Raw genomic sequence first — 22530 nt, 5'->3', positions numbered from 1 at the left:
GTATAATTATGATACCAAATATTCTGCCAATTCTATCTGCGGTCTCAAAATAACTTCAGCTTTTATTGAATTTGTGATAAGACAAGCTTTTTCGGCTTTTATCATTATTTTTTCAGCCTTCTCCTTGTCCTCTTCATTAAAAATGGTGAGCACCGGCTCAAGAATGACCTGGGACATTACAAATTTTCCTTCCTGTTTACTTAATTTACCCTTTGCAGGGCAGGTAAGGCTTTTAAATTCAAGTTTTGAATTCTCGGCAATGGCCAAAAAAGTAGTCATAAAACAGCTGTTTACTGCAGCCGTATAAAGGTGCTCGGGAGACCAGATGCCGGCAATTCCCTTTGGGAACTCGGGAGGTGTAGCTACCTCAATACTGTCACTGAGTTCTGGCGATGAGATTTCACCTTTACGTTCTGACTTCCAGTTTAAGTCTACGGTATAGATATGTTCTTCCATGATAAAATGTTATGTGGTAAAGTTAAGTTTGCTTATTGTGATATTTTCTGATCTTGATCAGGTTCTACTGCACAATTTCCCCCGGCACAATTTCCTGCAGCACATCCAAAGGCGAAAATTCCCATGGCGGCGACATATAATCCTAATCCTAATCCCCACCACTGTTCTGCACTGGCAGCCTGGAAAGTTACCAGCAGCCCTATGATCACATAGACGGCCCTTACCCAGGTCCAATTTTTAAATAATCTGTCTTTCATCCTATCTTATTCTGAAGGTTTCTCCAGCCTCCTCCGTTGTGGACTTCTGTAAATCCTGCCATTTCCAGGGTGTTTTTTGCCGAAGCACTTCTCATCCCCGAAGCACAACAGGTGATCACGGGTTTATTCTTACTTCCAATCTTTTTCAGGTTTTGGCCAAGGCTGTTTAAAGGAATATTCTTTGAACCTTTAATGTGTCCGCCGTTGTATTCACCTTTTGTACGCACATCTACAATAACAGCTCCTTGCTGAAGTAGCTGGGAATAATCTGTCTTTGGCCCAAGTCCAAATATTTTTTTAAGAGTATCTATCATTTTATGAAGCTTTTGACTGTAAGTAATTTACTTGCAACCAGGATCCTGCATTTGTACATTCGAGCCCGGCTCTTGTTAAATATTGTTCTGCCTGCGCACTTCTCATGCCCGAGGCACAACAGAGAATTAGTGGGGCCTTCATAGATTTCAATTCTTCAATAGTATCTGGTAATTCTGTCAAAGGAATATTTATTGAACCAGCCACGTGACCACCATTGAATTCTCCTCTGGTTCTCACATCTAGTATTGTTCCTTCACCGGAGCGAATGATATTTTTAATTTCCATATTTATTATATTTTATAACGGCACAAAAATAAGGTCGGGTGCCCTCTGGTACAGTTACATTTGTTACACAAGAGGACCGCCAAAAAAAATCCGGCATCTTATAAAAGATTCCGGATCAATAAAAAATTATGCTGATAATTGAAATTAGTTCAGCTGCTCAATTACTTTTTTCAATTTTTCCCGCACCTGGGTCGCTACCCCTCCTAAAGTATCATTTTTAACGGCCTGCATAGAAGCTACGGGATCTACAGCTGAAACTTCAGTTTTTCCATCCTTCGTCTCCTGCACAATGACGTTGCAGGGAAGCATAGTGCCTATTTTACTTTCCGCAGTAATTGCCTGGTGTGCCATCTGTGGATTGCAGGCCCCAAGGATCCTGTATTTCCTGAAATCTACATCCAGTTTTTTCTTAAATGTTTCCTTTACATCAATTTCTGTAAGGATTCCAAAGCCCTCTTTTTTAAGTTCTTCTGTTACCTTATCAATTACAGTATCAAAATCCTTATTTAATGTTTTTGTGAAATAGTAGCTCATTGTTTTTGTTTTTTTCTGATTATTAAGATACTACAAAAAACGCTTTTTGGAAAGAAATGCACAGTTACAATTGTTACAGATGACATAAAACCTTAAGGGCAGGATTTTAGGGGGAAATCCTTGACCTTAAAGGTTTCTAATGTGAAATTACTTCAGTAAAATCAATATAAAATCTTAGAGAATTTGGAGCTATGCAAGTGAAAGATAAGATGTAATAAATCAAACGTTTTTAGAAGAGTGTTTCAAAAACACCTTTTTTGACACCTCTGCTTTTTCGGGAATGAAGGTCATTGCCCGTTCGGCTATTGCAGTTATGGAAAGACTTGGATTTACGCCGGGGTTAGCTGAGATCATGGAACCGTCGATGACAAACATATTTTGATAACCGAAAACCTCATTCCTTGAATTAATTACACCTTCTGAAATATTTTTACCCATTACGGCACCACCTAAAATATGTGCCGTAGTAGGAATGCCGGCGAGGCTTTCAAGCACGAAGGAAGTTGCTTTTCCATTGATCACTTTGCTGTATTTCGCGGTGAGGTCTTTTGACGCCGGAATATCTGAAGTCGGCTTTGTTCCCGAGCTTAATCCCGTTGATAACCATCCAAATAAATTCCTATTTAACCTGATGGTGCTATCCACGCTTTGCATAAAGAGTAAAACTGCGGTACTTCTTGACCAGCCATTGATAAAATAAGTTTTAAACCAGGAAACCGGAGATGAAATTAGCTGTCCAAAAACATTCAAGAAGCGATGCAGGGGAGTTTTTCCTATGGCCATGGGGAGATGCAATAATTTCCAAAAGTCCGAACCACGGGAATACCGCACTACCTCAAGATGACTGTCATCATCTGTGTGCAGCAGGCTTCCTATGGCAATACCTTTAGAGAGGTCACTGTCTTTATTAGCTGTAGAAACACTAATGAGGGTTTCATTATTTGTCCGGATCTCATCTCCAACTTTGTCTGATAACTTCGGAAGGCTTTTTTGCTTCAGTTTAAGTAGAAGTTTAACGGTGCCCAGAACACCTCCAGAAAAGATCACTCCTTTGCTATTTAATTTGCGGGTTTTTCTGAATAAGGAGGTGCTCGATTTTAGTTTCAGTTCATAACCTCCTGAAGGCAATGGTTTCACATCAAGAACTTCATTTTCGGCGAGGATCTCTGCACCCCGTTTTTGAGCTAGCCACAGATAATTCTTGTCAAGAGTGTTTTTGGAATTGTATCTGCATCCTGTCATACAACCCCCACAAAAGTTGCAGCCGATCCTTTCGGGCCCTTCACCTTTAAAATAAGGATCCTTGACGGTTTCTCCCTCTTTTCCGAAGTAAATGGCGACGTGAGGGTGCTCAAAATGTGCTTCCCGGCCCATCTCCCGGGCCATTTTTTTTAGTGCCTTGTCAGCATCAAAGAGCTGCGGATTTGGAGCTGCTCCCAACATTTTAAGTGCTTTAACATAAAAAGGCCTGAGTTCTTCTTCCCAGTTCTCAAGTTTGGCCCAGGAACCGGAGGTGTAAAATGCCTTTTTTGGGACCGGTAGCGTATTGGCATAGACCAAAGATCCACCGCCCACGCCGGTTCCCGAAATAACAGCAACATGCCTGAAGATGCTGAGTTTCATAATGCCGAAAAACCGCAGAGTGGGCATCCACAACCATTTTTTCAGATTCCAGTTGGTCTTTGGAAAGTCTTCAGCTTTAAACCATTTTCCTTTTTCAACCACCAGAACTTTATAACCTTTTTCAGAAAGACGCAGTGCACTTACCGAACCTCCAAAACCGCTTCCAATGATTATATAATCGTAGTCGTATTTCATTAAATTTCTACTGTTCCTTCTGAAAATTAAAACTTTTACAGGACATTAGGTGAAGACCGGCCTTCTTCTTTTTTTATATAAACCCACCAGTCCTATTATTGGTCCTGGGACTAACAATACTAGAAGGAAGGCCGGTTCCAGTACTTCCTGAAGAAAATTGATCAATTGAATGCTAAAGATCGTAATAGCAAACCCTATTGAGTTAACGATTGTTAGTGCAGTACCTCTGGCCGCAGGCGAAGCATTATTAGCAATAAGAGTTGAGAAAAGGGGAGAGTCGGCAACAACGACCATTCCCCAGAAAATTAGAAAAAAAATGAACAGAATTTCAGAAGATTGGAAGAAAATGAGCGGAGAGAGCAGACAACAAACGCCCGAAAGAAACAGGGCGACGGCGGCCGTTCTTTTCGTTCCCCGTTTTCGGGAAATATATCCACCCACCACACAGGAGATCCCTCCAGATCCAATTATTAAAAAAGAGAGTAAGGGGATATTAGAGATCGAATCCGGGTTTAAAAGTTGGTAACTCTTCAGGATAACAGGCACAAAAGCCCAGAAGGTATAAAGCTCCCACATATGACCAAAATATCCAAAAGCCGCTGATCTAAATTCAGGAACTTTGAAAACCTTGTAAAAGGCTGAAAAGTCTTTTTTAATCATAGCTGTTCGAAATGGCCCATTGGGCACTAAAAACAACATGAGAAAACCTCCAAGGGCAGCCAAAGTAGAGGTTGTCATAAGTACCACCTTCCATGGAATATTTTCGCTCATGGTCAGGGTTTTGAGTAGATGTGGAAATGCGGTTCCCAACACTAACGCTCCTACAAGGAAACCAAGGGAAACACCAAGACCTTCCCGATGATAATCTGAAGCGATCTTCATTCCTACAGGATAAATTCCTGCGAGGGAGAATCCGGTAAGAAACCGTAATAGCAGTAAACTCCCGGCAACGTTGCCTTCCCAAATCATACTCAGGTTGAAGAAGGCTCCAAAAATGGCCGAATAGAAGAACACTTTTGATGGAGAATATCTGTCTGCCACTCCAAGAAATGCAAAGCAAAGGGTTCCTAAAATGAAACCGAATTGTACTGCAGAAGTAAGGTGGCCCAGAGCAGCAGGATCCAGCTTAAAATTGAGCAACAGGTTGTCCATTACTCCATTTCCGGCGAACCACAGGGAGGTGCAGCAAAACTGTGCGAAAATAATTGTGATTAGAACCCCGCGGGAATTCAGCATGAGTAATTTTTTGTTTCTGCTGCTAAGAAACAAAAATAGCGGTTAAGTATTATGCCAGTACTTTTTTGAACTTCTTATTGATCTTTTGATTGATCTTCTGGGCAGGACTTTTCTTTTTACGGGTATCTATTCCGAAGAAATGGTTCACCGGGCAAACTCTGGTTATTGCACTTTCGGTTAATAAAGTTCCCGTCACAATAGATGTTATTCCTCCGAGTCTGCTTTTATATTTTCTAAGAAAAAAGTAGCCAAGCACCATAAGGCCTGGGCCTACAATACTTCTAATCAATTGATCTTCTTTACCTACATTCTCTTTCATGGTTTTTTAATTTAAAGTTCCTTTTAAGATACTATAAACCCCTGGAATTTCCAATTATTCAAGCGGATAATTCCAAAGAGAAAGGGAGAAAAAATTTAATTAAAATGGTCAATTTCTGTCAGGCCGGTAATATTGTTTTCCTGCAGGTCTTCGGTTAAATTCATCACTTTTCCAAATCTTTGAGAAGCTGTTATAAAACTGATAAAAGTTATTAGTTCAGCAATTTCAACTTCCGTTAACCGTTCCTTTAGATACCTGAAATGAGCTTCCTGAATTGATTTATGATCTACGGCAAAAAGTTCGGCAAAGGCAGTTGCAGTTTGAGCTCTTTGGTCTTTGCATCAAATTCAGGTTTGCCGCCTTTCACCATACAATATTCACATCCATTTCCAAAAGCGAGAGTACGGCGGACTTGTTCCAGTAAATTGGCATTAAGGGAGGTCTGATTGAAAAGGATTAGTTCGAGTTCATTCCATTTTTCAAGTATAGCCGGATTATGGCTTATTAATTTTTCAAAGGGTGTCTTACCGGTTTTTGAAAATTCTATTCTGGTGCTCATAAGGATCAATTGCTGCTATTTGGCAATGGCAACAAAATTAACCAAAGGGATGATCGAATGTTTTTCTTTTGTGAAACAATGCCCGAAATTAAAGCCTCAGCTTAAAGTTTATAATCTTTCAGGGCATATCCCCGGAAAAAGGCCATCCATAAATCAAAAAGGGAGTTGCAAAAGCAAGTGCTGGTTCTTCCTTTGCAACCCATATAATTTGCTTAGTTATAGCTCAAAAATATTGATTATAATACCCGGTGTTGATGTTGTTCCCAGGCTTTACATTTCCTCATCTTTAAGATATTTGTTCAGGAATTGGAGGATCTGTCTATACCCCTTGATCTCATTTTCTTTTTTAATAAAGCCGTGTCCTTCATCTTCAAAAATGACATACTCTACAGGCACATTATTTTTCTTTAATTGCTCCACAATTTCATCTGATTCCACTTGAAGTACCCGTGGATCATTGGCACCTTGTAACACCATCACCGGATTTTTTACCTGGTCTGCATGAAAAAGGGGAGACTTATTATATAGCGCTATGGAATCCTTTGTTGTTGGATCTCCCATTTCTTCGTACAAAGCATTTTTGAAGGATTCCCAGTAAGGCGGAATAGACTTAAGGGTGCGCAACCAATTGGTTACTCCAAATAGATTGACACCTACATCGAATTCTTCGGGAGTAAAGGTCATGGCAGCCATTGTCATGTAGCCTCCGTAACTGCCACCAATGATCCCAATGTTATCATCATCAATATAATCCTGAGACTGAAGCCAGTTTTTTCCAGCAATGACATCTTTGAGGTCTTCTTCTCCATGCTTCTTGTCGTCCATTTTAAAGAAAGTTTTACCGTAGCCGCTGCTACCGCGGTTATTCACTGCCAGGACTGCATAACCATGATTTACAAGATATTGTATTAAAGCAAAATAACCCGTTCTTGATTGTCCGCCCGGACCACCATGGACCCACACCAGAGCAGGAACTTTATTTTCTTCGGAAGCCTGATGTGGCTTGTAGAAGATAGCCGGAATTTCAAGGCCGTCAAAAGAATTATAACGAACAACTTCTGCAGAAACAAGATCGTTAGGATCTATTTCAGGATTCAGGGTATTGGTAAGTTTTTTGATCTCATTGTTTTGGAAATCGTATACATAGAGGTTGCTGGGTGCTTTGGAAGTTGCAGCTGTGAGACACATCAGGTTTTCGCTCTCTGAAATATCCACAGCACTAATATTGGCTCCCGGCAATTCCGGTAGGTCTACCATCTCACCGGAGACATTATTCCGGATAATTAATTTATTGGTACCGTCTTCATTGACAGCGATTACCCTGTACTTGTCATTTTCACTTAAATAACTGTACATTACATCCCAATCGGCCTCATACACCGGACTTCTTTCACCCGTGGCGGGGTCAAATTCCATCAGGTATTTGAATTCCCTTCCATCATCTGTGATGTAGTAGAATTTGTCATCTTCCTTGCTAAATCCGGAAGCAGAATAGGTTCCTTTTTCGTTTGATATTTCAGTCATTTTATCTTGGGAACGGTCATAAAGAAAAAGTTTGTTCTCACTGGTTGTTATTGGTTGTGAAAGCGCAATTAGATTTTCATCATGTGACAATCCCACTATTTCCAAACCTTTGTCATTCTGGTAAAGCATTTCTGGCTCCCATTGACCAATTTGCATTTTGTAAAAATCAAAAAATTTAGGATCTCGCTTATTAGAGATGTAATAAAGGAAATTCTTATCGTCACTCCAGCCGGCAAATTGTGCCTTCTCGTTTTCCCCTGGTGTTAAGTCTTTGGTCGTTCCATTATCTGACAGCAGATAGATATGATCGATCTCATTTCCTCCTTTATCTGCAGAATAAAGTATATCCTCTGTTCCCGGCACATAATCTATGGCAAAGAAAGAATCATCTTCAGAGTTCGTGATCTGTTTTTTAGTCCCATCACTTACATTGATCTCATACACATTAAAGATGCCCGATTCGTCACTGCTCATTAAGAGATGTTTTTCATCTTCAGAAAATTCACCGCCTCCAATTCGGGTATTTTCATAAAATTGCTCAATACTGTACTCTTCGACAGAAGTTGTGTCCTGCTGGCTCCAGATTGGAAAAGACATTAGTAATAATAAAAAAAGTGAATTTTTCATTTGGATTACTTTTTAAGTTAAAAATTAAAATGTGGGGGAGAGAATGATTCTCTATTTAAATAAAATCAAACAAATTCACATTTTTGATAAAACTGGTTTTGGGAGGAGGTAATAAACTATTCTTAATCCAGCTAAACAGAATTTAAAAGATTTCCTGCCATTCCTTCAAAAACAAAAAAGTGGAAGGGCAAAACCGTGTACCAGTAGAGCCGTCCGGCAAGTCCATTAGGGCGAAAAGTTGCAGTCTGTTGTAGAAAATGCTCTCCGTTTCTTTCGGTGATTTTGAACTCCAGCCAGGCTTCACCCGGCAACTTCATTTCTGCATAGAGGAGTAGGCGCCGGTTCTTCTTATCGGCAGCGAGGACGCGCCAAAAATCCAGAGTATCCCCGGTATTGATGTGATGCGGATGTGTTCGACCACGTCTAAGTCCCACTCCGCCTACCATCTTGTCCATAAACCCTCTAATCTTCCATAACCAGTTCCCATAGTACCAGCCTCGTACTCCACCAATGGCCCAAATATTATCCAGAACAGAATTTGGATTGCCGGTGATCTTTTTTTCCCTGTGGTCCTTAAAACAGCCATCTGTAGGGACATTGATGTGCTCGAGCAGGGAATTATCTGCATAACTTGAAGCAAGAGAGTCTTTCCAACTTGAGATCACGCTGTTCTGTTCTATTTTTTGAAAAGCAAGTTGCACAGCTTCTTTGTATGGAATTGGTCTTATCCCAAGCTTTTTTTCAAGTTTATTATCTCTGGCAATTACCTCTATTTTCATGCTGTCCACAAGATTCACGGCAAGTTTGTAGGAGGTAGACGTAACGAAATAAAGCCAATAAGAGGAAAGTCGGGGAGTCATTACGGGAACAGTGATGATCCTACGTTTAAAACCTCTAACTTCTGCAAATTGCAACATCATTTCTTTGTAGGTAAGCACATCTGGCCCTCCAATATCAAATGACCGGTTGAAGGTTTCATTTCGCAGAAGAACTCCAGATAAATACTCCAGCACATTCCTTATTGCCACAGGCTGACTTTTCGTAGTGACCCATTTGGGGGTTATCATTACCGGTAGTTTTTCCACGAGATCGCGCATGATCTCAAAGGAGGCACTACCAGATCCTACAATAATGCCCGCTTTAAGGGCTGTTAACGGGATATTGCTTCTTCTCAGGATTTCTTCTACATTTTTACGGGAAGAGAGGTGTTTGGAAAGTTCTTTTTCATTAGTGATTCCGGTAAGATAAATAATTTGCTTAACCGAAGTTTGCTCCACAAGCTTGAGAAAGTTGTGAGCAGATGCGGCTTCCATTTCTGCAAAATCTCCCGTGCCGGCACTCATGGAATGAATGAGGTAGTAAGCGGCATCAATATCCTTAATAGCTTCAGGAGAAGGAGGTTCTTTTAAAAAATCTACTTCCAGTAAAGAAATCTGCGGATTTAAGTAAATTCCTTCCGAAGGAAACCTGTTCCTGTCCCTTACACAACACACTACCTCATGCCCCTGCTCGAGTAGGACAGGGAGTAAACGTTTTCCTATATATCCTGTAGCACCTGTAAGGAGGATTTTCATAGCTTCACCTTAGATTTATCTAAAAAAATAAAAAGATCGTTAAAGCATGTCACGTTTGTCCACTACTTAAACTGATACAGAAATAAAGAAATTCTACTGCTTCACAGCCTGCATCATTTCCCGAAGTTTCTCCTGCTCATAAATCTCACCTTTTGCGAGCACATAGGACACTTCTCTAAGCTTCTCAATGTTTTCAAAAGGATTACTATTAAGGATGAGAAGATCTGCCATCTTTCCCGGTTCAATGCTTCCATAGGAATTTTCCAGACCGAAAAATGCCGGACCATTAATAACAGAAGTTTTTATAGCTTCTATTGGAGTTAATCCTGCAGCCACCAGTCTTTCAAGCTCATTGTGAAGAGATCCGCCGGGATAAACATAGGAGTTAAAAGCACCACAATCTGAACCTGCCATGAGTGGGACTCCGCTATCATACATGGGCTTGATCATTTCCAGGGATTTTTCTTCCATCTTTTCTCTCATCGTGCTCCCAGAAGCTCTGGCCCGTTTTGCACCTTCAATTCGTCCCCCGTAGGTTTTTTGCAAACCACTACTTATATACGGAAGCAGACTGTCTGTGCTGTGATCCACATCAAGAATTTCTGAAAGGGTTTTTCCTATGTGGAGCGTTGGGGTGACGAAAACCTTATTTTCTTTTAATTTCTGAAATACCTGTTGAGCCAATTGAGGATCATAAGTGTCGATGATTTCATCCATCATTCCATAACCGGGATTTACCCGTGTAAGGCTGTCGGCTTTTGGGGAACAGGCTTTCATGACGTAGTAAAGGTGCTCTGAACCATCCAATCCGAGATCCACGCCTTTTAAGATATCAGCTGACATAGGCATGTGTCCGGTCGTTTTCAAACCCCGTTCTTCGGCTGCGGCAATAATTCCGTAGAAAACTTCCTTTGTCAAACTGCCATCATACATTTTTACATAGTCCACTTTTAGCTGCTCGAGCGAATCAAGGGCAGCGGGAATATCCTCCAAACCGGCAACTTCAATGGAACCGTCCCAGGCAGGCTCGGGGCCGTCCAACTTTGGTCCCGATGTAAAAATGGCGGGTCCATCTAACTCTCCCGAATTTATTTTTTGCCTCCAGTCAAGCACGCTTTGAGTTATATCACCCCCGGCGTCCCGTACGGTGGTAACCCCATAGGCGAGAAAAAGAGGTAATAAGTCTTTATTTTCTGCCACCAGAGTGTCTCCGCCCCTAAAATGAACATGCATGTCCCAGAGTCCAGGCATTACATATTGGTTCTCAGCATCAATTACCTTTGTAGCAGTAAATTTTTCGCTCTCCTCTATATCCAGTACCGCCCGAATAGTATCCCCGGAAATAGCTATCATCTTCCCCGGCATTTCCTTCCCCGTTTCCACATCCAAAACGGTAGCGTTTAAAATAAGGAGGTCTGTTGATTCTTTTGGAGAATTACAGGCTGAAAAAAGCAAAAGACACATCAGGGCGCCAAAAAGGGTATTTTTCATTCTGAATTTTATTTCTGTTTTTGCTGATCCTTTTCATCCAGAATAAGAAGGTCGGCCGATGCCCTGTTTAGAGCAATGGGAATATTATTAATCACCGCAGTGCGGATTAAGGTTTGAATATCGTGCTCGTGTCCGTGAGGAGTTTCAGCATCAATGAAGAAAATGATCATCTGCACTTCTCCCTGAAGGATCTTTGCAGCCAGTAAAATATCACCTCCACTGGGACCGTGTCCAAAACCTTTTACTTCAATATCCAGCATCTCACTAAGGAGTTTAGAAGTATAGGTAGTACCTATAAGCTTATATTTTAATAAAGCATCACGATGTACCTTTGACCAGTTTAAAAGATCTGTTTTACGGCTGTTGTGGGCGATTAGAGCAATTGTGTTCATTCTTTTAGTTTTTCAGTTTGGATCAATTTTCCGACCTGTATCATCCAGATATTTACCAATTTTGTTACTCTCTCAAGAAAATAAATTTTTTCAAGGTATTTCTGAGAACCTTCAGGAAATTGTTGAATGTTTATCCGGGTCGATAACATAGGTGGGTAAATTTAAAGAATAAAGCTAAAGCAGGATTGGATGTCAGGAGGAAATCTTTTAAAAAATATAGAATTACCGTAGAAATTATTTTGACATAGATTTAAGATTCTAATTAGTACTTTAGGGCTATGACTGAAATTTTCTCCATTGAAGCCAACACCCCCGGAATACTTCTGGTCTATACTGCGATATTTTTCTTCGCTATCCTTTTCAGGTATTTTGTGGCGGCCGGTATTTTCTATTATTACTACTATGTAAAAAACTTCAGTAAATATGATAAGCGGCGACTGAGTAAAAGACTGGCAAGCCGTCAACAGTTTAAAAAAGAGATCAGCTGGAGCATAAAATCTTCGGCGATTTTCGCACTTGTTGGCGCTGTAACTTACTGGCTGTGGTTAGAAGGATACACAGCCGTATATCTCGAGCCGGCTCTTTATGGATTTTGGTACCTGCCGGTGAGTCTTTTAATCATATTGCTTATTCACGAAACCTATTACTATTGGGTACACCGCTGGATGCATCATCCAAAAGTTTTCAGGATCGTGCATAAAGTGCATCATGACAGTCGGATACCCACTCCGTGGACAGCTTTTTCTTTCCACCCATGGGAAAGTCTTATAGAAGCACTGGTCCTGCCTTTGATCCTGATTTTTTTACCCGTCAATATTTATATTTTGGGATTTTACCTCCTGGTGATGACGGTGAGCAGTGTGGTTAATCATCTTGACATAGAGGTTTATCCCCTCTGGTTCCAAAAAAGCCGATTTGGGAAATTATTTATTGGTGCTACCCACCACCATCATCACCATACCGAATTCATGACCAATTATGGGCTGTATTTTACCTTCTGGGATAAGCTAATGGCCACTGAAAGCAGAAAGATGCAGGACTAGGTACTTAAATATTCTTATCAGGTTGTTTTGTAGAAGGTTTCTTCTTTAACAGTTTTTCACCCTGCTATTCATTAAGAAATCAATACTGAAAGTGAATTCAACAAGTCTCCGGTAAAATTTGCCGACCAGAACTCCTTATTTACATTCAAAACATTTTTGAAGACTAGCGGGCAGGTTTAAATCTTCGCTTCCCTTTAAAGGCTCATTAATAAAATCAGCTTTTTCTATCTCTTCATGGAATTCCACAGCGTAATCCAGAAGCTTGTCTCTTCGATGTATAAGTTTTGAGGTTATTTCATTACCGTTGAGCTGCACCAGACTTTCGGGCCATACCTGCAGCGCCTGCTCAATTTTGGCATCCGATAATTGTTGTTGTATGAATTTTGCTTCTTCAACAAAAACTTCCTGTGGTACATCTTTTAAAAAATACAGATCAAAAGGATAAACAAAACCTGGAATATGGTCGATATCTTTTTCGAATGGTCTTACCATAGGCTGGACCAGGTGATTTGTTAGAATTGTGGGAATGACCCCATCTATCCTAAAAAAAGCATTATCCCTGTCTCCGGGGAGAGGAATTGCAACAATTTTCTGGTCCTGTTTCTGTAGAACCCAACCCCACTGTTTTGTATGCCGGTCCCAATCTCCAATAAGCAGATCAAAAAGCCGTGCCCGAACCAATTTGCGTTCATCTATTTGCAGTCCTTTGCCAAGATTAATTTTCATTTCCTGGAGATCGTCTGTATCTACTATTTCTTCTACATTCTCGTAAGGTGTCCAGTTTATTTCTCCTTCGGTTTCATATTCCAGAAGGAAAAGACGATCTCCATATTCTTGTACATATTCGCCCATAGCCGGATGTCCGGGAACATAAACGATCTTTGGATTTGTATGAAGGATATCAACGTGGTCCGACAATGCAGCTGCAAGTATTGCTCCATATGGGTGCTGGGCAGAAATCCCATCATTTACAATATTTTCCAGTGCCAGCGTTTTTGCAATTTCAGGAATTAATGGGTCAGGATCTTTATTGACACTTCTAAGGCTGTACAGTTTCCCCTGCCCGTCTAGAATATCCAGGGATTTAGTTTGATTGCCACCGCCTTCTTCTAGGATATCAAAAGAATCAAGTAAAAAAACTTCTGCCTGCACCCGTGCTTCCCATGCTTTGCGGTAATTCTCCCCTTGCATAAATTGTTTCAATGCATTGGCCTGGTAGCGGTTAGAAGTAATAATTGCGACATGCTCTCCTGCAGTATATTCTGCTGAAGCTTGTGGCTCTACTACCCTGGAAATAACTACTTCGGAAGGACCTATTGAAACAGACCAGTAGGTAAGACCAAGGAACACGAACAGGAGAATTAGGAGTAGGAGGAAAAATTTCTTCATTGGCTAATTAGCTTTAGCTTTGAAAAATAATAAAAAAAATTCCGTAATACCGGAAGCATTAAAAAACTTTGCGGCAAATTGTCAGTTAGGAGTGGAATTCAGAAAGTGAGTGAAGGTGCCTTTTCAAGGAGGTTTAGAATTCCATAGCTGAAACCACCTCCAGTCGTACCGGCAACTCGATCCTATTTTCAATTTCTTTTTTAACTGCCTGTATTTTTTGGGAGCTCATATTTTCGGGACCAACCAGTCGCAGAGATACCACCATGGGAGTTCCAAATCTTATCTGCACATCACGTAAGACTACATTTTCAATAGTGGTTCCTTCAAGCGCACGGGTAATATTTGCCTCCTGCATAATTCGGTTAAAAGAAAGGGATAAAGGAACAGCTACCAGAACTACAATGATCAGGGTATAAACAAGGCCCATTTTTGCTCTTTTAAATGGGGCAAAGCCAAGGAGGAGAAAGGTGAGGCCGCCAAACAGAATTATCCCAGCCAGGTTAGTTGCATACAAAAGAATAGCTCCCGAAAAAACTTCCCAGTCCCACCATCCAATTCCAATTCCCGATACCGCCAAAGGTGGCACCAGTGCAACCGCAATTGCCACTCCCGCAAGGCTTTTGGCAATACCTTCATTGGAATGGGCGTATGCTGCTGCAATACCCGATGAAACAGCTATTCCCATGTCGAGAAGAGTGGGAGAGAGTCGTGCCTCAATTTCCGGAGTAAGAACTTTCAATGGAATTAGGAGACTTACCACAGCGGCAAATACTAAGGAAATCAGGGTTCCTGCCGTGATGGTAATAAAGCTTTCTTTTAGCATGGAAATATCATATCGCACCATTCCCATTGAAAAAGATACTATAGGTGCAATTACCGGAGCCAGGATCATAGCTCCAATTATTACCGGGGAGGAATTGGCAAACAACCCAAAAGTGGCGATCAAGGTTGAGAGGATCATCATGGTCATGAAGGGAGTACTAACCATTGAATTCTCCCTAAGCACTTTAAACAGGTCCTGAAATTGCTCTGTGCTGGCACGGGGCAGGATTGGCAAACTTCTTCGAATGAGCTCCTTACGGGTCTCTCCTTTTGGCAGTCCTTCAATTTTTAGACTTTTTCTTCCGTTTTCTTTTTCAGCTTTTTCGCTGAAGATACTCTTCTGTTTAAGAATTACTGCTTGTTTATGAACTTCAAAATTCAACTCTTTTGCCTGCTTATTCTCTCCATCAATGGTGTAGTCCATTGTTTGGTCATCCACTATCTGCAGGTTAGATGTTTTTATTTTTCCGATGAAGGAGGGCAAACGGGTGAGGGTTTTTTTATTTGGGGCGAGACTTCGAAGAAAAAACCATAGCAGCACAAGGAGGTTCTGTGGGGCAAGTACAAAAACCTGAAAAGCTCCATCGCTTATTGAACTTTTTTCCAGCAAGCGTCTGGAAATAAGGGAGCTGGAGGCATGTTCTACAACAATAATTCCCAGGGCCGAAGTATGAATGATCTTTTCCCCATCTGTACTCAGCTGGTAGGAATGGTGCGAGAGGGAGGAAACCCGGCGAATATTGCGAATGATATTAATTACCTCCTGAAAGATGTTTTTTTTGCCATGTCTTTCCGAAAGCAAAAATATATCACCAATATTAGCCGTGCTAAAAACCGGAACATCATTACAAAACAAAAGATCGACCTTGTAAGGATTCTCACATTCTGAATATTCGCTAATCACTTCTTCAATATTTTCTGAAACGCCCAGACCTGTCGAAGTGAATTTATTCTCGGGGTGAGGAAGAATTGAAACTGCCCATTTGTTTTTGGCTGCCGTGGGAATAATTTCCCTTAAGACAGAATCAGATAAATAAAGTAAAAGGGAAGAATCCCTCTCAATATCGAATTCTTTATCAATAGGATACGATACCAGTTCATGCTCGATATTTTTTAATAGTGGGAGGATTTTCTCTTCTACAGATTCTTTGTCTTTGGGTTCGTGTAAAAGGTAAAGCATGAAGTTTTTACTGCAAGATAATCTTTAATTCACCTTTTTCTTAATGAGGGCCTTATAAAATTGTCTTTATTTGTAGGTCAACCGCAAATTTTATTTGATCCCTTTGACGGCAGTTCTCAGGAAAAAAATCATATTTTTGCTATGTTAACTTCTATTATTATGAGCCAAAAAATGCTGCTTGCTTCTAAAGAAATGAACATCATTTTACACCGTTTGGCCTGCCAGTTGATTGAAAATCATAATAATTTTGAAAACTCTGTTATAATAGGTATTCAACCGCGTGGAGTTTTCCTGGCAGATCGTATCCACAAAATTTTAAAAGAAGAATACGGCATTTCCGGAATAAAGATGGGGCAGCTGGATATAACTTTTTACAGAGATGATTTCAGGCGGAGCGATAAACCCCTGGAGGCCAATAAAACCCACATAAATTTTGTGGTGGAGGATAAGCGCGTGATCTTTATTGATGATGTACTTTACACCGGTAGGAGTATAAGGGCGGCTCTTACGGCGGTACAATCATTCGGAAGACCCAGTGAAATCGAGTTGTTAACGCTTATTGACCGTAGGTTTAGCAGGCATTTGCCAATTCAGCCTGATTATAACGGGAGGCAGGTGGATGCCATAAATGAGGAAAAAGTAAAAGTAAACTGGAAAGAAAACGAAGGAGAAGATGCAGTTTACCTTATAAGTAAAGTATAAACATGAGTGAATTAAGTGTTAACCATTTACTAGGGATTAAATATCTGAAGAAAGAGGATATTGATCTCATCTTCCAAACTGCCGATCATTTTAAGGAGGTTATAAACCGGCCAATTAAAAAAGTCCCATCTCTCCGGGATATTACCATAGCCAATTTATTTTTTGAAAATAGTACTCGCACAAGATTGTCCTTTGAGCTTGCTGAAAAAAGATTAAGTGCAGATGTAGTAAATTTTTCGGCTGCATCTTCTTCAGTAAAAAAAGGAGAAACTCTTATAGACACTGTTAATAATATCCTGTCCATGAAGGTGGATATGGTAGTTATGCGGCATCCCAATCCCGGCGCCGGAATTTTTCTTTCTAAACATGTAGGAGCCAGTATTATTAATGCAGGAGACGGAGCTCATGAACATCCAACTCAGGCTTTGCTGGACAGTTATTCCATTCGGGAGAAACTGGGGGAAGTGTCCGGTAAAAAGGTGGTTATAGTGGGAGATATTTTACACAGCAGGGTTGCTTTATCCAATATTCTGGCATTAAAATTACAGGGAGCCCAGATAAAAGTTTGCGGTCCCTACACTTTACTTCCCAGGTACATCAAATCTTTAGGCGTGGAGGTGGAGCCAAATCTGCGAAATGCGCTGGAGTGGTGTGATGTCGCTAATATGCTACGGGTTCAGAATGAACGTATGGAAATTAATTATTTCCCCAGTACAAGGGAGTATGTTCAGCTTTTTGGTCTTAATAAACAACTGCTCGATTCTTTAGATAAGAAGATCGTGATCATGCATCCCGGGCCAATTAACAGGGGAGTGGAAATCACCAGTGAAGTGGCCGATTCAGACCAGGCTATTATTCTGGATCAGGTGCAGAATGGGGTGGCTATTAGAATGGCAGTGATTTATCTCCTTGCATCAAAAATTAAACAACAATGAAAATAACAGAAAAGGAAGGTTACAGGATATTTGAGGACGAAAAAAATAATGTATCCGAATTTGCTGCATTTCTGGAAAGTATTCAGCCTAAATTTAAAGATGATAACGTGGTTGTGGATATCCTGAAATATGGAGATTTGGAATTGGATGAACTGCTGAAGTTTTTAGATGTTTCAAACAGGCACCGCAAAGGCAGGAGATCTTTTGTTATTGCCAATGACACTATAAATATTGAACAGGTGCCCGAAGAACTTCTGGTAGTGCCCACTCTACAGGAGGCAGAAGATATAATCCAGATGGAAGAGATTGAAAGAGACCTGGGATTCTAGATCTTTTTAATTTAAAGCTCCCGCACTATGAAATTGACCGTTTTAGGTTGTTATGCAGCTACTCCCAGAACCTTTACAAATCCTACTTCACAGGTTCTGGAGATCAATAATGAACATTTTCTTATTGATTGCGGTGAGGGAACCCAGGTTGAGTTACGACGGCATAAAATCAAATTTGGAAAGATCAAACATGTTTTTATTTCTCACCTTCACGGAGATCATTTTTACGGTTTGGTAGGACTTATTTCTACCTTTATGTTGTTGAACAGAAAGACAGAACTTCATATCTACGGACCAAAAGGAATAAAGGAGATTGTACTTTTGCAGTTGAAGTATTCCAATTCCTGGACAGGCTATCCGCTGTATTTTCATGAACTGGACTCCACAGAACCACAGGTGATCCTCAACACCAGGAAAGTGACTGTACAAACCATTCCTCTAAAGCATCGTATTTATGCTAATGGATATCTTTTTAGGGAGAAACCGAAACCCAGAAAACTTTTGATGGAAGAGGTGGAGAAGTATGCAATTGATGTAGCGTACTATAAAGGGATCAAAAAAGGGAAAGATGCAGTACTGGCTGATGGAAGGATAATTCCTAATGTTCAACTAACCGAAGATCCTGAACCTCCAAAAAGCTATGCCTTTTGCAGTGATACCGCATACAATCCACTTCTGGCTCAACAATTAAAGGATGTCACCGTTTTATATCACGAATCTACTTTCCTGGAAGAGCATGCTTATCTTGCTGCTCACACAGGACATTCTACAGCCCGGGAAGCCGGGGCTATTGCGAGGGAAGCCAATGTTTCTCACCTTATTTTAGGTCATTATTCTACCCGGTACGAATCCATAGAAACCTTTAGGCAGGAAGCTGCTGAAGTTTTTCCCCAGGTTCATCTTTCAGATGACGGGAAAATTCTTTCTTTTCCTACATGAACCGTTCATCGAATTAAATTACCATTCATCTTAAATACTTTTTAGCGCTATTTTTGTAGGGCCAAGGTAAAAATTATGTTAAATTTCTTCTAAACTGTGTAGTTCATCGATTAAATGGTTTGTTAATCGGAAATAATTCTTACTTTTCCTATCCCAAACCTACCGACTACCATTATGAAGAATTTAACCTCTTATGTCTGGTTAATTGCCATTTGTGCGGTTTCTCTTACTTCTTGTTCTAAAGAAAATATTGAGGAAGTAGAATCTGCGAACTTAACCACAAAACTTGCTCCCATTAATTACTCCTCATTAGAACTTGACGTTTTAGAATTGGTGAATGTATACAGGGAACAACAGGGGTTATCAACATTGCTTTACCTGGATGAAGGTTCCATCCAGGCCGCCAGCCACAATGATCATATGATCCACGATAATGAAGTGTGTCATCATTTTTTTGGAAGTCGTTATCAGGCATTGGTTAATTCGGTCAATGCCAAGGCTGTTAGTGAGAATGTGGGATATGGATACGATAGTGCCGAAGCTGTGGTTAATGCATGGGTAAAAAGTGATGGGCACCGAAAAAACATGGAGGGAGAGCATACGCATTTTGGTATTTCGGTTAAGGAAGGGAAAGATGGTCAATTATATTATACCAATATTTTCGTAAGAAAATAATCTGCATAAGGTTTTACTATTTTCATAATTATTTAAGGTTAGTTAAAAAGGGGCTCTCGGGCCCCTTTTCTTTTAAAGTATAAAAGATATTTCTTCTGAACGTTCAACGCTCTATAAGATCTTTGTTGATTAACATGTACCCTCATCCTGAAGAACAATCCAATTTTAGTCCTGTTACTTCTGAAGCAGTAATAACATACTTTAACAGCACGACACATTTAAAAAGATACAATCATTAATGTATCAGGATACAGGCATCCAAAAAAGAAAAGGAGACCCTGGGGCCTCCTTTTCGATGGTTGGTTAGCGGGTTGTTTAATTATTCCATTTTAACCACTTTAAAAATGGACCTTCGATTTAATTGGTGTTGTACTTCATTACAGTCTTTACAATCTATTTCTGGCTGTTCTTCGCCGTAGCCTCTGTATGTGATTATCCTTTCTGGAGCTATTCCGTGTTCAACAAGGTAATCGTAAGTCGACTGCGCTCTTCTTTCAGCCAGACGACGGTTATATTCAATTGAACCTCTTCTATCTGTGTGAGAACCAACTTCTATGACGAGTTCGGGGTAATCGTTCTTCATTAGATTGACCAGCTTATCTAGTTCGGCGGCAGCATCCGGACGAATGTTGTGCTTGTCAAAGTCGAAATATATCTTATTGATCTCTGCCAGGTACTCCATGTCACGTACAGGAGAAAGCTCTATATTATGAACGAGTTCTGTCTTATCATCCATATTTGAACTACTTATTCTCTCATTCTTGGTGTTGTATTTTATGTGTTTGGCCTCAAGAGGATAAATATTGTCTCTGGCAATTTCAGTCTGATATTGCCCAAGGGAATCGGTTTCTAAAAATGCAATTTGGCGGTTGTTTTCATTCATTAACCTTATAGTGGCATTAACAATAGGTTTATTGTTAATGGAATCTGTCACTATACCTTTAAGAACTAAAGGTGCCAGGATATTTATGTCGTAAATGTCATCATTTCCCTGTCCGCCTTCACGGTTTGAGGATATAAATCCACGGGTATTGTCACCACCGGAATATGAGAAGGCAAAATCGTCCATATTGCTGTTCACCGGTTCTCCTAAATTCTGAATTTTGTTAGGAGCCTCGGCAGTAACAACGAATACATCCAGAAGTCCGTAACCTTTATGTCCATCTGAAGAGAAGTAAAAATTACCATTTTCAGCAATAAAAGGAAATACTTCATTTCCAGGAGTATTTACCGGAGCACCTAAATTTTGAGGGGTGCCAAAAATGCCATTTTCTATGCTTACTTTATAGATGTCAGATCCTCCCATTCCGCCAGGAGCATCAGAAACATAATATAAGGTCTTACCATCGGCAGAAAGACTTGGATGGCCTACTGAATATTCATTATTTGTAAAGGGCAATTCTTCAATATTTGTCCATTCCCCATTGACAAGGGACGCTTTATATATTTTAAGGTGGTTTACACCTTCATCATCCTTCTTTCCGTCGCGTTTCAGGTAATTATTTCGTGTAAAATACATGGTTTGACCATCGGCAGAAAGGGTAACAGGACCTTCATGGCGTACTGTATTGACATCTCCGGGTACGGGAGTTACAGAACTGCTTCCAACAGTAGTTTTGTAGATATCCAAAAAGGGCTCTCCCGTCCAGTCATAAATTTTTGTCCTGGTGTTTGAATCTCCTCTTGCTGATGTGAAATAAATAGTTCCGTTATTTTCAAAGCCTCCGAAGTCACTAAATTGTGAATTGAATGGTACAGGATTAACTCTAAAACTTTCCAGGCCTTCATAAGTAGCAATTTCGTCTGTATTCAGCAGTTGTTTTACTCCCTGCGGATTACGGGCAGAATCCTGGTATTTTTGTAACCATTCGCGGGACTTGTCGTATTCTCTAACTCCGCGCAACATCTGTGCATATTTATAATAAACTTCCGGAGACACACCGGGCTGCTCTACCACCATTGCGTAGTAGTTCACGGCATTTTCGGGATCCCGAAGCTTGTAATAGCTGTTGGCAAGTTGTTCCTGATTATAAGCTGTGTTATAATCTCTTTCAAGTAGATCTTTATATTCTTCAATTGCCTTGGTGTAGGCAAAGCTCTCATATAACCGGTCTGCTTTCTTTTGTTTTGATGACTGGGCAAAAAGAAGTGCCGGAAAAATGAGCAACAGAAGTAGAAAGTAATTTTTGTTCATAATCCTATATTTTCAATTAGAAGAACCTTGGGGATTTGTATTTGGTATTACCGAGTCTAAATTCATAGATCAACAGGATCTCGTGAGAACCTGAAGTATAAGGTTGAAGATCTGAAATTGAATATTCATAACCGTAGCCTACCCTAAAACTTGGCAGAATTTGGAAATCAATAAAGGCTCCCACGGCATCCTCGAACCGGTAATTTGCTCCCAGGTAAACCTTTTCATTAAAAATGAATGTTCCTGAAACATCTACAGAAAGAGGTGCTCCTTTTGTCATTTTTAGAAGGGTAGTAGGTCGCAATTTCACACTTTCACTCAGGTCAAATACGTAACCTCCCGTAAAATAATAATGCACTTGCTCCAAAGCGACATATTCACTTTGTTCATTATTGTCATTATTAATGAATTTAGGAGCTGATAATCCCATGTACCAGTTTTGGGCAGAGAGGTAAAGTCCTGCACCAAAATTTGGTGTCCAACGATTAAAAGTTTCTCCACTAAAGAATGGATCACTAGGAACCTCTTCCATTAATTCTTCTTCAAGATTGTAATAACTCATCCCGCCTTTAAGACCGAAAGATAGAGTTGTAGCCTCTGAGACATTAATTGTATAGGAGAAATCGGCATAAGCATAGGTGTAATTTTCGTATCCAATATTGTCATTGATAATGGATACCCCGAGCCCCACCTTTTCATTTCGAAGAGGAGAATGGATAGATAGTGTTTGAGTTTCGGGAGCACCCTCTATACCTGCCCACTGACTTCTATGCAAACCCACTACTGAAATAGCGTCTCGGCTACCTGCGTACGCAGGGTTAATTGAAATAGTGTTGTACATGTATTGCGTAAACTGGGGCAATTGCTGTGCTTTGGCACTAACACTAATAAACAGAAGAATTATTATTGGGTAGATTTTTTTCATGTTCATTACT

At 40.3% G+C, this 22530-nt stretch carries 23 protein-coding genes; 6 read left to right on the top strand and 17 right to left on the bottom strand.

The window, feature by feature from the left end; all coding sequences use genetic code 11:
• Positions 1-6 precede the first annotated feature (6 nt).
• The 13 genes from H148_RS0104170 to H148_RS0104110 form a co-directional block, all read right to left on the bottom strand.
• Entirely contained in the window at positions 7-456 is a 450-nt protein-coding gene (locus H148_RS0104170; RefSeq protein ID WP_037324606.1) for an OsmC family protein, read from the bottom strand.
• A gap of 32 nt (positions 457-488) precedes the next feature.
• Positions 489-713: a hypothetical protein gene (locus H148_RS0104165; RefSeq protein WP_029033676.1), complete on the bottom strand. Its 225-nt coding sequence runs from the start codon at positions 711-713 to the stop codon at positions 489-491.
• A complete protein-coding gene (locus tag H148_RS0104160; RefSeq protein WP_029033675.1) occupies positions 710-1027 on the bottom strand; it encodes a rhodanese-like domain-containing protein in 318 nt (105 codons plus the stop codon). Before H148_RS0104160 ends, H148_RS0104165 begins: the two co-directional genes overlap by 4 nt.
• 1 nt (position 1028) lies before the next feature.
• The gene (locus H148_RS0104155) at positions 1029-1313 is read right to left on the bottom strand and encodes a rhodanese-like domain-containing protein (RefSeq protein ID WP_029033674.1); all 285 of its coding nucleotides are present in this window, start codon (positions 1311-1313) and stop codon (positions 1029-1031) included.
• A 144-nt stretch (positions 1314-1457) separates the two neighbouring features.
• Complete coding sequence (locus H148_RS0104150) at positions 1458-1847, bottom strand: DUF302 domain-containing protein (protein WP_029033673.1); 390 nt, start codon at positions 1845-1847, stop codon at positions 1458-1460.
• 219 nt (positions 1848-2066) lie between these two features.
• Positions 2067-3665, bottom strand: a complete 1599-nt coding sequence (locus H148_RS17185) for a GMC oxidoreductase (RefSeq protein WP_051286164.1) — start codon at positions 3663-3665, stop codon at positions 2067-2069.
• A gap of 45 nt (positions 3666-3710) precedes the next feature.
• Entirely contained in the window at positions 3711-4901 is a 1191-nt protein-coding gene (locus tag H148_RS0104140) for an MFS transporter (RefSeq protein WP_029033672.1), read from the bottom strand.
• A 49-nt stretch (positions 4902-4950) separates the two neighbouring features.
• On the bottom strand, positions 4951-5220 hold the full coding sequence (locus H148_RS0104135; protein ID WP_029033671.1) for a YgaP family membrane protein: 270 nt from the start codon (positions 5218-5220) through the stop codon (positions 4951-4953).
• A gap of 286 nt (positions 5221-5506) precedes the next feature.
• Positions 5507-5779 carry a carboxymuconolactone decarboxylase family protein gene (locus H148_RS18725; RefSeq protein WP_211222971.1) on the bottom strand — a complete coding sequence of 91 codons (273 nt, stop codon included), beginning with the start codon at positions 5777-5779 and terminating at the stop codon, positions 5507-5509.
• 270 nt (positions 5780-6049) lie between these two features.
• The gene (locus H148_RS0104125) at positions 6050-7930 is read right to left on the bottom strand and encodes a S9 family peptidase (RefSeq protein ID WP_029033670.1); all 1881 of its coding nucleotides are present in this window, start codon (positions 7928-7930) and stop codon (positions 6050-6052) included.
• A gap of 131 nt (positions 7931-8061) precedes the next feature.
• Positions 8062-9504, bottom strand: a complete 1443-nt coding sequence (locus H148_RS0104120) for an SDR family oxidoreductase (protein ID WP_029033669.1) — start codon at positions 9502-9504, stop codon at positions 8062-8064.
• 93 nt (positions 9505-9597) lie between these two features.
• Entirely contained in the window at positions 9598-10995 is a 1398-nt protein-coding gene (locus H148_RS0104115; protein WP_029033668.1) for an amidohydrolase family protein, read from the bottom strand.
• A gap of 8 nt (positions 10996-11003) precedes the next feature.
• Complete coding sequence (locus H148_RS0104110) at positions 11004-11387, bottom strand: methylglyoxal synthase (RefSeq protein WP_029033667.1); 384 nt, start codon at positions 11385-11387, stop codon at positions 11004-11006.
• Between the two features lie 278 nt (positions 11388-11665).
• On the opposite strand from H148_RS0104110, the gene H148_RS17175 reads away from it, so the two are divergent.
• Positions 11666-12430, top strand: coding sequence for a sterol desaturase family protein (locus H148_RS17175; RefSeq protein WP_037324605.1), 765 nt, complete (start codon positions 11666-11668; stop codon positions 12428-12430).
• Positions 12431-12565: 135 nt separating this feature from the next.
• Here H148_RS17175 and H148_RS0104095 read toward each other — a convergent pair whose 3' ends face one another.
• Together H148_RS0104095 and H148_RS0104090 are read right to left on the bottom strand one after the other, a co-directional pair.
• Positions 12566-13819: a hypothetical protein gene (locus H148_RS0104095; RefSeq protein WP_029033666.1), complete on the bottom strand. Its 1254-nt coding sequence runs from the start codon at positions 13817-13819 to the stop codon at positions 12566-12568.
• A 133-nt stretch (positions 13820-13952) separates the two neighbouring features.
• On the bottom strand, positions 13953-15821 hold the full coding sequence (locus H148_RS0104090) for a DUF389 domain-containing protein (RefSeq protein ID WP_029033665.1): 1869 nt from the start codon (positions 15819-15821) through the stop codon (positions 13953-13955).
• Positions 15822-15980: 159 nt separating this feature from the next.
• Between H148_RS0104090 and pyrR the strand changes: the two genes are divergently transcribed.
• From pyrR to H148_RS0104065, 5 genes are all read left to right on the top strand, one after another.
• Positions 15981-16523 carry a bifunctional pyr operon transcriptional regulator/uracil phosphoribosyltransferase PyrR gene (gene pyrR / locus H148_RS0104085; RefSeq protein WP_029033664.1) on the top strand — a complete coding sequence of 181 codons (543 nt, stop codon included), beginning with the start codon at positions 15981-15983 and terminating at the stop codon, positions 16521-16523.
• A 2-nt stretch (positions 16524-16525) separates the two neighbouring features.
• Positions 16526-17458, top strand: a complete 933-nt coding sequence (locus tag H148_RS0104080) for an aspartate carbamoyltransferase catalytic subunit (protein WP_029033663.1) — start codon at positions 16526-16528, stop codon at positions 17456-17458.
• Positions 17455-17787 (top strand): hypothetical protein, encoded by a 333-nt coding sequence (locus H148_RS0104075; RefSeq protein ID WP_029033662.1) that lies wholly within the window; start codon positions 17455-17457, stop codon positions 17785-17787. Before H148_RS0104080 ends, H148_RS0104075 begins: the two co-directional genes overlap by 4 nt.
• A 27-nt stretch (positions 17788-17814) precedes the next feature.
• On the top strand, positions 17815-18726 hold the full coding sequence (locus H148_RS0104070) for a ribonuclease Z (RefSeq protein ID WP_029033661.1): 912 nt from the start codon (positions 17815-17817) through the stop codon (positions 18724-18726).
• A gap of 174 nt (positions 18727-18900) precedes the next feature.
• Entirely contained in the window at positions 18901-19401 is a 501-nt protein-coding gene (locus H148_RS0104065; RefSeq protein WP_029033660.1) for a CAP domain-containing protein, read from the top strand.
• A 319-nt stretch (positions 19402-19720) separates the two neighbouring features.
• Here the strand turns inward: H148_RS0104065 and H148_RS0104060 are convergent, their stop codons facing one another.
• Together H148_RS0104060 and H148_RS0104055 are read right to left on the bottom strand one after the other, a co-directional pair.
• Positions 19721-21595, bottom strand: a complete 1875-nt coding sequence (locus H148_RS0104060) for an OmpA family protein (RefSeq protein WP_037324603.1) — start codon at positions 21593-21595, stop codon at positions 19721-19723.
• Between the two features lie 16 nt (positions 21596-21611).
• Positions 21612-22520, bottom strand: coding sequence for a PorP/SprF family type IX secretion system membrane protein (locus H148_RS0104055; RefSeq protein ID WP_083961580.1), 909 nt, complete (start codon positions 22518-22520; stop codon positions 21612-21614).
• Between the last annotated feature and the right edge of the window lie 10 nt (positions 22521-22530).

It is taken from the genome of Salinimicrobium terrae DSM 17865 (assembly GCF_000424665.1).
GTDB classification, from domain to species: domain Bacteria; phylum Bacteroidota; class Bacteroidia; order Flavobacteriales; family Flavobacteriaceae; genus Salinimicrobium; species Salinimicrobium terrae.
This window is presented reverse-complemented; position numbering and strand designations above follow the sequence as displayed.

Bases quoted from the DNA above. Each gene is read 5' to 3' on its own strand.
- H148_RS0104155 (WP_029033674.1), bottom strand. From the start codon at position 1,313: ATGGAAATTAAAAATATCATTCGCTCCGGTGAAGGAACAATACTAGAT.
- H148_RS0104140 (WP_029033672.1), bottom strand. From the start codon at position 4,901: ATGCTGAATTCCCGCGGGGTTCTAATCACAATTATTTTCGCACAGTTT.
- H148_RS0104055 (WP_083961580.1), bottom strand. From the start codon at position 22,520: ATGAAAAAAATCTACCCAATAATAATTCTTCTGTTTATTAGTGTTAGT.
- H148_RS0104110 (WP_029033667.1), bottom strand. From the start codon at position 11,387: ATGAACACAATTGCTCTAATCGCCCACAACAGCCGTAAAACAGATCTT.
- H148_RS0104160 (WP_029033675.1), bottom strand. From the start codon at position 1,027: ATGATAGATACTCTTAAAAAAATATTTGGACTTGGGCCAAAGACAGAT.
- H148_RS0104150 (WP_029033673.1), bottom strand. From the start codon at position 1,847: ATGAGCTACTATTTCACAAAAACATTAAATAAGGATTTTGATACTGTA.
- H148_RS0104080 (WP_029033663.1), top strand. From the start codon at position 16,526: ATGAGTGAATTAAGTGTTAACCATTTACTAGGGATTAAATATCTGAAG.
- H148_RS0104090 (WP_029033665.1), bottom strand. From the start codon at position 15,821: ATGCTTTACCTTTTACACGAACCCAAAGACAAAGAATCTGTAGAAGAG.
- H148_RS0104120 (WP_029033669.1), bottom strand. From the start codon at position 9,504: ATGAAAATCCTCCTTACAGGTGCTACAGGATATATAGGAAAACGTTTA.
- H148_RS0104165 (WP_029033676.1), bottom strand. From the start codon at position 713: ATGAAAGACAGATTATTTAAAAATTGGACCTGGGTAAGGGCCGTCTAT.
- H148_RS0104070 (WP_029033661.1), top strand. From the start codon at position 17,815: ATGAAATTGACCGTTTTAGGTTGTTATGCAGCTACTCCCAGAACCTTT.
- H148_RS0104075 (WP_029033662.1), top strand. From the start codon at position 17,455: ATGAAAATAACAGAAAAGGAAGGTTACAGGATATTTGAGGACGAAAAA.
- H148_RS18725 (WP_211222971.1), bottom strand. From the start codon at position 5,779: ATGAGCACCAGAATAGAATTTTCAAAAACCGGTAAGACACCCTTTGAA.
- H148_RS0104095 (WP_029033666.1), bottom strand. From the start codon at position 13,819: ATGAAGAAATTTTTCCTCCTACTCCTAATTCTCCTGTTCGTGTTCCTT.
- H148_RS0104125 (WP_029033670.1), bottom strand. From the start codon at position 7,930: ATGAAAAATTCACTTTTTTTATTATTACTAATGTCTTTTCCAATCTGG.
- H148_RS0104060 (WP_037324603.1), bottom strand. From the start codon at position 21,595: ATGAACAAAAATTACTTTCTACTTCTGTTGCTCATTTTTCCGGCACTT.
- H148_RS17175 (WP_037324605.1), top strand. From the start codon at position 11,666: ATGACTGAAATTTTCTCCATTGAAGCCAACACCCCCGGAATACTTCTG.
- pyrR (WP_029033664.1), top strand. From the start codon at position 15,981: ATGAGCCAAAAAATGCTGCTTGCTTCTAAAGAAATGAACATCATTTTA.
- H148_RS0104135 (WP_029033671.1), bottom strand. From the start codon at position 5,220: ATGAAAGAGAATGTAGGTAAAGAAGATCAATTGATTAGAAGTATTGTA.
- H148_RS0104065 (WP_029033660.1), top strand. From the start codon at position 18,901: ATGAAGAATTTAACCTCTTATGTCTGGTTAATTGCCATTTGTGCGGTT.
- H148_RS17185 (WP_051286164.1), bottom strand. From the start codon at position 3,665: ATGAAATACGACTACGATTATATAATCATTGGAAGCGGTTTTGGAGGT.
- H148_RS0104170 (WP_037324606.1), bottom strand. From the start codon at position 456: ATGGAAGAACATATCTATACCGTAGACTTAAACTGGAAGTCAGAACGT.
- H148_RS0104115 (WP_029033668.1), bottom strand. From the start codon at position 10,995: ATGAAAAATACCCTTTTTGGCGCCCTGATGTGTCTTTTGCTTTTTTCA.